Annotated in this window: 12 protein-coding genes; 2 read left to right on the top strand and 10 right to left on the bottom strand. The window is 30.3% G+C overall.

The genetic code is table 11. The features are described 5' to 3' along the window. On the top strand, positions 1-480 hold a 480-nt coding region (locus EDC42_RS09475), incomplete at its 5' end, for a hypothetical protein (RefSeq protein ID WP_211327348.1). Positions 481-532: 52 nt separating this feature from the next. On the opposite strand, the gene EDC42_RS06765 is transcribed toward EDC42_RS09475, so the two are convergent. The 6 genes from EDC42_RS06765 to EDC42_RS06740 form a co-directional block, all read right to left on the bottom strand. Then, positions 533-1183 (bottom strand): zinc ribbon domain-containing protein, encoded by a 651-nt coding sequence (locus EDC42_RS06765; RefSeq protein ID WP_069575490.1) that lies wholly within the window; start codon positions 1181-1183, stop codon positions 533-535. Positions 1184-1244: 61 nt separating this feature from the next. Beyond that, on the bottom strand, positions 1245-1685 hold the full coding sequence (locus EDC42_RS06760; RefSeq protein WP_123833424.1) for a hypothetical protein: 441 nt from the start codon (positions 1683-1685) through the stop codon (positions 1245-1247). A 48-nt stretch (positions 1686-1733) separates the two neighbouring features. Next, the gene (locus EDC42_RS06755) at positions 1734-3119 is read right to left on the bottom strand and encodes an MATE family efflux transporter (RefSeq protein ID WP_069575488.1); all 1386 of its coding nucleotides are present in this window, start codon (positions 3117-3119) and stop codon (positions 1734-1736) included. Continuing rightward, on the bottom strand, positions 3116-3586 hold the full coding sequence (locus tag EDC42_RS06750; protein ID WP_069575487.1) for a MarR family winged helix-turn-helix transcriptional regulator: 471 nt from the start codon (positions 3584-3586) through the stop codon (positions 3116-3118). Before EDC42_RS06750 ends, EDC42_RS06755 begins: the two co-directional genes overlap by 4 nt. 12 nt (positions 3587-3598) lie before the next feature. Beyond that, positions 3599-4048: a flavodoxin gene (locus EDC42_RS06745; RefSeq protein WP_069575486.1), complete on the bottom strand. Its 450-nt coding sequence runs from the start codon at positions 4046-4048 to the stop codon at positions 3599-3601. A gap of 97 nt (positions 4049-4145) precedes the next feature. Beyond that, positions 4146-4724: a flavin reductase family protein gene (locus EDC42_RS06740; protein WP_069575485.1), complete on the bottom strand. Its 579-nt coding sequence runs from the start codon at positions 4722-4724 to the stop codon at positions 4146-4148. A 36-nt stretch (positions 4725-4760) separates the two neighbouring features. Between EDC42_RS06740 and EDC42_RS06735 the strand changes: the two genes are divergently transcribed. Then, positions 4761-5615, top strand: a complete 855-nt coding sequence (locus EDC42_RS06735; protein ID WP_123833423.1) for a hypothetical protein — start codon at positions 4761-4763, stop codon at positions 5613-5615. Between the two features lie 11 nt (positions 5616-5626). On the opposite strand, the gene EDC42_RS06730 is transcribed toward EDC42_RS06735, so the two are convergent. From EDC42_RS06730 to EDC42_RS06715, 4 genes are all read right to left on the bottom strand, one after another. Beyond that, entirely contained in the window at positions 5627-7324 is a 1698-nt protein-coding gene (locus tag EDC42_RS06730) for a CDP-glycerol glycerophosphotransferase family protein (RefSeq protein WP_123833422.1), read from the bottom strand. Between the two features lie 53 nt (positions 7325-7377). Beyond that, positions 7378-8142, bottom strand: a complete 765-nt coding sequence (locus EDC42_RS06725; RefSeq protein WP_069575482.1) for a phosphocholine cytidylyltransferase family protein — start codon at positions 8140-8142, stop codon at positions 7378-7380. Positions 8143-8154: 12 nt separating this feature from the next. Continuing rightward, the gene (locus EDC42_RS06720) at positions 8155-9126 is read right to left on the bottom strand and encodes an NAD(P)H-dependent glycerol-3-phosphate dehydrogenase (RefSeq protein WP_069575481.1); all 972 of its coding nucleotides are present in this window, start codon (positions 9124-9126) and stop codon (positions 8155-8157) included. 96 nt (positions 9127-9222) lie between these two features. Further along, a complete protein-coding gene (locus EDC42_RS06715) occupies positions 9223-9495 on the bottom strand; it encodes a hypothetical protein (protein ID WP_069575480.1) in 273 nt (90 codons plus the stop codon). Positions 9496-9601: the final 106 nt, after the last annotated feature.

The raw sequence follows: 9601 nt of genomic DNA, 5'->3' as shown, positions 1-9601 counted from the left end.
GATTCTGATTTGGATGATTTAAATGATGATTCTGATTTGGATGAGTTTGATGATGATTCTGATTTGGATGAGTTTGATGATGATTCTGATTTGGAAGATGTGGATGATTCTGATTTTGAGGATTATGATATGGAAAATTATGATTTTAAACATAATCTACTTAATTTAAATATAACATATAAAGCCTGTAGTTCCAGATTAGGCGCTACTTCTAATCTAAATAATCATTCAGTCAATGAAACAAAAAAAGATTCAAATCCCAATACTGAATCAATTGAACACGCTAAAAAGGCAAAATCTGTTTTGAAAAGTATAAATTTACCTAGTGAAAATCAAAGCAATTATGATAAGAACATTAGTGGGAATAATAATGAAAAATCAAATAATGAGGAAAACAAACAAGGAAACAATTATTTAACTATCATATCAATTATTTTGGTTTTGATATTAGTAATTATTGCATGTAAAAAGTTATATTAATCTTAAATACTCTTTTGATTACTGCAAAATAAAAAAAGAAAAATGTACTCAACTAGAATGTTTGAGTACTACTATCTGGACTTAATGAAACACTTTGTGTATCTAAAAGGTTTTTATTAGTGTCAAATAAGTTGATTTCAGCAAAATCAGGATAATATTTGAATGAATCAGCACTTTTTACATTAATGTATCCTGATGAGTCAACTGTTTTTGGAACCATATTCCCATTATTTAAACTAGATCCGTCTCTTGAATATTTAATTTGTATTATTACTTTTTCACCGGAATGTTGTGAACCAACATAGATGCTGGCATATGTTTTTGCAGACAAGCTGCTGCCAGTTGAAAAACTACCTCCAAGTATATCCATAGCAGCACTTTGTGCTGAACTTGATTGCTGAGGCTGGCTTGATTGTGTTGACTGAACGGGATTGGGACTGGATGATGCATTATTTTGAACTTGTGTTTGCCCATCATCATTATGATTTCCAAATCCGATATAAGCAAATGCTCCAGCAAGGGCAATTGCAATTATAATTAATGCAATGATTATGTACTTGGTAATATCATCTTTACTTGATTTTTCATCATTAATGGAATTAATTATTTTTTTATGACTAACCTCTTTCTTTAACGGTGTTCCACATTTCTTGCAGAATTTTGCAGAATCATTATTTTCACTATTACAATTCGGACAGTACATTTTTAAATATCACCTATAAAAAGATAATTATTTAATAATATGTTAATCACAATATTAAAAATTATTTATTGTATGACCTGAATTTTTCAATGAAATTCTCAAGTTCTTCTTCAATCTGTGACAGTGTAACAATTGGTTTGTAAGTTAAAAGAGAATTTAATGCAATTAAAAAAGGAATAGCTTCACCTACGGTGATGTTGTTAAAATCCAAATCCTGATAGGTGATCTTAAAGTTTCCATTAGTATGCTGATTTATTTTAAGACCTGGGGGGATGAAATTAATCTCTTCCCTTTCAATCAATTCTTCTAAATTTTTTGTACCAGCCAATATGTCTTCAAATTTAATTTTTTCTTTATTTAATAGGGGTGTTATAAAATCAAATCTAATTTCATAATCATATTTGGAATAATGATTTCTAAAATAGTTGTCAACCATTAAATAATTGATAAATAGCTCATGGTTTAATATTGAATATTTTTTATTATTTAAAATAAATTCCATATTAAATATTAAGTAAAAAATAGTATAAAAAACTAGTTTATTATAAAACTAGTTTTCTTGCGGAGCATATTTTCTAATAGCAATCTGTTTGAATCTTCTGATGAATAATTTTGCCCAGACATATCCGATTGTTCCTCCAACAAAACAACCAAATACAACACCTGCATAAATTCCAGTTAATCCCCATCCAAAAGTGAAACAGAATAGATATGCAAAGACTGTTTCTAAGATTAAAGATCTAAGAAGTGTGATCAATAGGGAATATGTTCCCTTTCCAACTCCCTGAAACATCATGGAAGACATTATTCCATGAGGAATTGCAAGGACAAAGAGGCTTAATACAGATATTGCAGTTGCGATTTGAGGTGACAGGCTTGCACTGGCTGCAGTATATGAAAATATTGTTGCAATTGGGCTTGAAAATACAAACATGATTGCTCCAAGTATGATTGAGATTAAAAAACCAACTTTTATTGAGTAGGAATGTGCGGTTTTTAAATTCTTGTAGTTATGTGCACCATATGCAACACCTGCAACTGTAAGAACCGCTGTTCCAAGACCGATTAGGGGAATCATCGCTAATTGCACAATTCTCATTGATGCGGTATATACTGCTACTGCGGTGGTTCCTGCTGCAAGAACTAGCATGCTGTTAATAATGATTGCAAGGGCGGAAAATACTATATTTTCTAATGTTGAAGGTATGGCAACCTGCAGGGTATCCACCATTAAACTTGTTTGATAATCAAAGTTCTTAAGGGACAAATCAAGGTATAAGTCTTTTTTACCCCATATCCAATAACTCATAATAACACAGGACATTGTTGCAGATATTACTGTTGCCCAGGCGGCACCTGCAATTCCAAGGTTTAATATGTAAATGAATATCGGATCCAAAATAATATTTAAAACGGCAGTGATTGCAATCGCAATTGTTGAACGTTTCATGTCTCCTTCTGATCTAAATATGGCAGATGCAACTCCTGAGTATACAAATATGAACAGGAATCCGAATATGATATAACTGTAGTCCATTGCATATTGGATTGTATCTCCGGCTCCCATAAACTGCAATATAGGCACCATAAATCCTTCAATTAAAATGGTAAATATTACTGATACAATTACAGACAATAAGATGGCATGTAATCCGGAGTTGTTTGCTTGTTTGTAATTTTTAGCACCAATGTTTCTTGCAATTAAAGAATTTGCCCCGGCACCTATACCGTTTCCAAGTCCAACTAAAACCATAAACAGCGGTGTAATAAATCCGATTGCAGCAAGAGCATCTGCACCGAGTCCCGCTACCCAGATACTATCTGCAATATTATACATCATGATGAGTAACATTGAAATCATCATAGGGATGGCTAATTTAACAATAGCTTTTTTAGGATCACCAGTTATTATTTTGATATTATCATTTTTGCTCAATTTTTTACCTCCCTTTCAGTTATTTCCATAATCTTTATTGTAATTTCCTTTAAAACATTCTGCAATTCTTCTTTATTTATTGTTTCATCATCAAATACTTCCTGTTCCAGATCATTGAGGATTTTAATACTTTTGTTCAATAGCTCCTCTCCTTTTTGTGTTAGGGAAACTTTATTTTGCCGCCTATTGTTTTCATCGATTTCCCTTATGACTAATCCCATATCCTCCAACTTTTTAATGGATCTTGCAACAGCACCTTTGTTGATGCTGCATCTAGCAGCTATTTTTTCCTGATTAATGTTGTTCTGATGGGATATTTCAAAGAGAATGTGCAGTTGTGTTGAATTAATGCCCGATTCATTTAACATATTGTTCAAGTAAAATGACTGGCATTTTGCAATGATCGTTATCAGTTTACTGATCGGAAGTTCTGAAGCATCAATGAGTCTAAATTCTTCATTAATCATTTTCCGCCTCATTTATTCTAAAAAGGATGTTAAATCATAATCTTCGTTTTTAACTTCTTTAGCTCTCAACTGTAAAGTTTTAAGTGGTTTCATTGAGGTGTTTTCCATTTGTTCCAAGCTGGATTCAAAGCCTTTGCTTCCGGCTGTTATGAAGAATTTAACATTATTAAATTTGCCTTCATTTTCTTTTAAATATGAAATCACAGGATTTGCAGCTTTAGCGGCCCATACTGGCCCTCCAACATATACTACATCATAATCCTGCGGATTGTATTTTAATGATTCCAATTCCACAATTTTACCTGCTCTACCATCTTTAATTCCACGTGCATAACCTAATTTTCCATGATAATCTACTTTAGGTTTGATTTCTTCAATGTCACAGTTTAATTGGTTAGCAATGTCTTCGGCTAATTTTTTTGTTATATCTGATCTTGAATAATATGTCACTAATGATTTCATATTTATAACATTGTGTTTTCATACTATATAAATGTTGCATTGACAACTATTGCAATATCAACTATTGCTATTGCAACAGTAAAAATCTTAGAAAGTATCATTCCCTAAACTTTAAACCAACCTTAAACCCATCAGCTATTTTTCCACCCATTTTAAAATATGAATGGCTTATGTCATCATAAGCTATAGGATTTAACAGGCCTAAAACAACTTTATTCCTATCGTCCAATACGCTTTCCTCAGCCTGAATATTTAAAATTTCACCTGTTATTTGAGTATGGCTTCCAACTTCTTTAATGTCCATTACCCTACATTCAATAGATACTTTAAACTCATTAATTATAGGTGCATTGACAAACTCTCCCTTTTTAGCTGTAAAACGGATCTTGTCTATTTTATCTAGATTATATCCGGATTCAATTCCTAAATAATCAACTTCCCTGACATGTTCAATACTTGGAAAACCTAAACAAAACTCCTTTGTCTTTAGGATACTTGCTAATGTTTTTCTCTTTAAAGTGGAATTGATTGCTATCATTACGGCAGGAGGCCTGTGGGAACACATTGCTGCAAAAGCAAGAGTGCAGGCGTCAACTTTTCCATCATTATCATAAGCACTTGCAACAACAGCAGGTGAAGGATACATCATTGCATGGGGTTTTAAATTAACTTTCATAATACTTATTAATTCCAAAGTAGTATAAATAATCTTATGAACAGACTAAAAGCAGCTAAAACAATATCGGCAATCACAAATCCCCCAATCATATGCATTCCATTATTTCTTATAATATGTATAATTCTATCAAATGGAAATTTCAATAGCTTCATAGTTTTGGAGTCAATTTCACTGGTTTTCACATCAATTCTACCAATGATTATTATTGTTTATTGGGCTAAAAGACTTGATACTGATAGAGATATTTCAAATCGCAAAGACCGCTTCACTCCCCTAATTGTTGGAATAATATCATATTTCATCGGTTTTCTGGTCTCCTTAATATTGGGGACTAATGATTTTCTAACAGCTCTTCTTTTATGCTACTCAATAAATACAGGAGTGGTACTGCTGATAACTGTAAAATGGAAAATAAGTGTCCATACAACTGGACTTTCAGGTCCCGTTGGTGCATTAATTCTACTTTTAGGACCAACTGGTGCATTATTTGGGATAATTTATCCAATTTTGATATGGTCAAGAGTGACACTTGAAAAACATACATCGGCACAGGCTATTGCAGGTGGAGTTCAGGGATTCTTTTTAACAGTTCTAGAGATGTATATGTTCATTTCATTGTTCAACTTCAATGTTGGCAATTTAGTGCCCTTGACTGATTGCATATGGTATATTTTGGCTATAATATCTGCACCAGTGATTTTAGGCATACTCTCATATGCTCATATGAATAAAATAGTTTTTAGTGCAGCGGTGATAATTGGATTTACAGTCTTTTTAGAATATGCGCCATTAAGTGCATCTGTAATATATATTCTTGTCTGTTTAACTAGCTGTCTGATTAGCTTATATGCTGGTGAGGATTATGAGTGGTCTGATGTTTTAATTTAATATTTTAAATATTATCTGATTATTTCATCACATATATTTTTTATATTGAACTCGGATAATCTGTAAATTTTATTAAATTGATTGTAAACTTTCGGTTGTGTTTCTTCATTTATGATAATCGCATTTTTTGAATTAGAACATGCATATGTTAATGACTGTTCCGGATCATTACTTATAAAATCAATTATTAAATCGAATTTAAAATCACCGTATTGTCTTTTATAATTCCTATTAAACATTTCTGTTAGTTCCAAATTCAAATCAGTGCCTTTTTTTATAAATCTGTTCAATTCCACTTTTTCTTTGAATGTTGGGGTTAAATTATAACTTAACGGTAAAAATTCAATAGTATTTGGAATATCCTTTAATAAATTTAAATGGTTTTCTTTAATATTTTTATTCCAAGGTTTAAATGACAGGAAAATATTGATATTATCATCCGTATTTTCAAGGATTTGAATAAGCTGACTTTTTGCCTGATTATTCTCCATAGATCCCAGATAAATTAATATATTCTTATTTGCATTACTGATTATCTTGTAATCGCATTCGATTTTACCATTAATTACAGTTTCACATATATGTTCTGCACTATTGGTTGAATCATATTTGCAGTATTCCTCGGTAAACTTTGTATCGTCATAATTTTTCGGAGAATTTAACTCACATACCAGATCATTAATATTCTGGACTTTAGGGAATGGTAAATCTTCAAGAGGAAAATATAATCCCCTATCTTTGAGATATTCATCCTGATCATAGTTAAAAATAATAATTTTTCTTCTAGTACTTGCAAAATCAAAAAATACACTAGAATAATCAGTAATGAGAACATCAGCAGCATTTAATATATCATAATTTTCAAAGTTTTTTGGATACTCTTTAATATGATTAAATTTAGAAAAATCGATTTTGGACTGATTGTACGGATGAAATTTAACAAACAATATCTGATTGTCATTTAATTTTGAATTTAATTTATTCAAAAACTTATTGACATCATTTTTCTGTTTTTCATCTTTTCTATTATTCACAATTCCTTTAAATGTAGGCATATATACAAAAACTTCTTTATCTTTTAAATTTAATTTTTCCTTATAATTGGAGTTATCCTTTAAAAAAACACTATTTCTAGGATATCCCTCTAATAAAAATGTCCCTCCATAAACTTTATCAATCATATACGCATGAGACATTCTATCTAACATATATTCATTTGGAAATAAAATATAATCACTGAAAAGAAAAGATCTCTGTATGATTCCAACATTATGTTTTTCTGATGGGTTGTCGAATCCCATTAATTTTAATGGAGTGCCGTGCCAGGTATTGACGAAAATTTGCCCCGGTTTTTTAACATATTTATATCTAATGCCTGAATCTGTGAAGATATATTTAGCTTTATGTAAGATTTTAGTTGCTTCATCTTCATCAGTTATGATTTTAGTTATTTTTAAATTATAATTCCGTTTAAATAACTCAATTTTAGCTTTAATACTTTTTGCTGCATAAACATATATCTTAAAATTACCATATTTGCCTGTGGATAACTCTTCAGTTATTCTAAAAATATTTCCAGTAAAATCCATGCCGTTTCTTGACTCCAGATAAATAATGCTTTCATCAATTTCGGCACTGTAATAACTGTCATAAATTTTGGTGTTATCCAAGCATTCTTTTAAGTTATTAATTTTTCCTATTAAAGCCATTTCAATCACAATATATTTTATAGTTAGGGTTCAATTCTAATTAGATTAAATTTTTAGTTCTCAAATTCTTTAATTAATCCATTTGCGGTTTTCCAGTCATTATAATCATCAATTTCAGTCCATTTAAGACCATTTGTTAACACAAAATCAATTTTTCTATCTCTTGAGAGAGGTTTATATGCAAAATCATAATAATTTTGCCTGTCTTCATCAATTAATCTGATTAAAATTTCATTAAAACGACTTACATCCTCTTTAATAACTTTTGAAACACCAATAAATTCACCAGTTGATGAGGGTATATCAATTTCTTTTCCGATTTCAGATATAATACCATTTGCAATGCTGTTATCTGCTTTTTTTACATCCTTTAAAATCAATTTAAATGATTCTCCATTCAAGTCTTTAAAGTTATCTACAATTAAACTAGTATTGTCTGTTTTTGCAATTCTTGTGATAATTTCAGGATCTACCACATTATCTCCGTTAATTAGTATAAAATCATCTAAATTCTCTTTTTCAATGTAAGAACTTGCAAGATAAGCTGACACAGAAGTGTTAGTTGCATCATATTCCATATTTTCAATTATTCTGATGGATATGTCTAATTTTTCCTCAAGTTTCGGAGCAATTTCAAAAACTTTTTCTTTTTCATATCCGACAATTAATATAAATTCACGGATTCCTGCATTTATACAGTTTCTAATCATTCTCTCAAGCAAAGTTGTATTGTTGATTTCCAGTAACGGTTTTGGAATTTCGTCTGTTAATGGTCTTAATCTTGTTCCCATTCCGGCTGATAAAATTACACCAATCATCATTTCACCATTTTATTCCATGTTTTCCCATAAATTGTTGAACGCTATTGTAGGTGTTACTTTTCTAATCATTACATCATATACAAAGTTTACAATATCACTATGGATATTATTTTTTAAACAGATATCTCTGATGGCTTTAATCGAATTTTTTCCTTCAAATACAACTCCGTTAGCATTCTCATTGATGATCAATCTTTGACCGTATAATATTCCCAGGGTATGATTTCTGCTTTCACGTGAAGTTGAAGTCAATATCAAATCTCCAAATCCGCAATATTCATGAACCGTTTCAGATTTACCTCCGATTGCTTTTATGATGGTGATTGTATCGTTAAAACCTTTAGTTAAAACAGCAAATCTTGCATTTTCATTAATATTGATACCTTCGCAAATACCATTGGCTATTGCATTAATATTTTTTAATATTCCGCAAAGTTCGATTCCATAAATATCCTCAATAATTTTCACTTTAAATTGCTTAGTTGATAACACTTTTTTTACCTTAACTGAGTTTTCATAACTTTTAGAAGCAATATTTGTTACTGTTGGCAGATTTAACATTATTTCAGATGCAAAATTAGGGCCTGACAGTGCAACATAATTTTCATCAAAATATTCTTCAATTAAATTACCCATTGTTTTTAATGATGGATATTCAATTCCTTTAGCTGTAGTGACAATAATAACATCTTTTTTTACAATATCCTGTAAATCTTTTAATGTTTTTCTAAAAGCAGAAGAGGGAATTGCTAAAAAAATAATATCACAATTTGATAAATCACCTGTTTCCAAAGTAGCTTTAATATTATCCTTTAACTTATAATTTGGATAATACTGAGAATTGTATCTGCAATTATTAATTTCATCGCAAAGTTCTTTATTTCTTAAAAGTAATATTATCTCAGCTACATTTCCACTAATATTTTGGGATATTGCAGTACCGAGGGCACCTGCTCCAATAACACCGACTGTTATATTCATTGATACACCTATGAAACATTTTAATATTAATAATATGTTTTTAATTTAATAAAATGTTTTGTAATATTTTTGAATTAAAAACATGGATTGTTTTATTTAATAATTGTCTTTGTCTGAGTTAAGTGCCAAATAGTCATTATAATTTTTTGATTTTATTATGTCTAAAAAGAATTTTTTCTTTACCGGACCAAGATTGTCCAAATAGTCCTGATAATATTTGCTTTGTTTAATTGAATGGTAGTCTTTTTTAATTAACATGTAAAGCGGAATCTTATAATTTTCTTCAATGTCTCTTAAAGCAAAACGAGGTCCATTAATTTTATAGGCAAGTAAGTCAAATTTGTATGTATCATACCATCCATTTTCCATAAATATTCTAATTAGTTCCTGGCCTGCAGGAACAGTATCTAAGAATTTCTCATCAACTACATGTGTGATGGATCCATCATGTTTTCTTCTGTAGTATAACTGCTGT

The sequence above is a fragment of the Methanobrevibacter gottschalkii DSM 11977 genome (assembly GCF_003814835.1).
Taxonomy (GTDB): domain Archaea; phylum Methanobacteriota; class Methanobacteria; order Methanobacteriales; family Methanobacteriaceae; genus Methanocatella; species Methanocatella gottschalkii.
Note: the sequence above shows the minus strand (reverse complement) of the source record. Positions and strands in the feature narration are given on the sequence as shown.

Coding starts and splice junctions, on each gene's coding strand:
- EDC42_RS06765 (WP_069575490.1), bottom strand. CDS start 1,183: ATGTACTGTCCGAATTGTAATAGTGAAAATAATGATTCTGCAAAATTC.
- EDC42_RS06760 (WP_123833424.1), bottom strand. CDS start 1,685: ATGGAATTTATTTTAAATAATAAAAAATATTCAATATTAAACCATGAG.
- EDC42_RS06750 (WP_069575487.1), bottom strand. CDS start 3,586: ATGATTAATGAAGAATTTAGACTCATTGATGCTTCAGAACTTCCGATC.
- EDC42_RS06745 (WP_069575486.1), bottom strand. CDS start 4,048: ATGAAATCATTAGTGACATATTATTCAAGATCAGATATAACAAAAAAA.
- EDC42_RS06740 (WP_069575485.1), bottom strand. CDS start 4,724: ATGAAAGTTAATTTAAAACCCCATGCAATGATGTATCCTTCACCTGCT.
- EDC42_RS06735 (WP_123833423.1), top strand. CDS start 4,761: ATGAACAGACTAAAAGCAGCTAAAACAATATCGGCAATCACAAATCCC.
- EDC42_RS06730 (WP_123833422.1), bottom strand. CDS start 7,324: ATGGCTTTAATAGGAAAAATTAATAACTTAAAAGAATGCTTGGATAAC.
- EDC42_RS06725 (WP_069575482.1), bottom strand. CDS start 8,142: ATGATTGGTGTAATTTTATCAGCCGGAATGGGAACAAGATTAAGACCA.
- EDC42_RS06720 (WP_069575481.1), bottom strand. CDS start 9,126: ATGAATATAACAGTCGGTGTTATTGGAGCAGGTGCCCTCGGTACTGCA.
- EDC42_RS06715 (WP_069575480.1), bottom strand. CDS start 9,495: ATGGAAAATGGATGGTATGATACATACAAATTTGACTTACTTGCCTAT.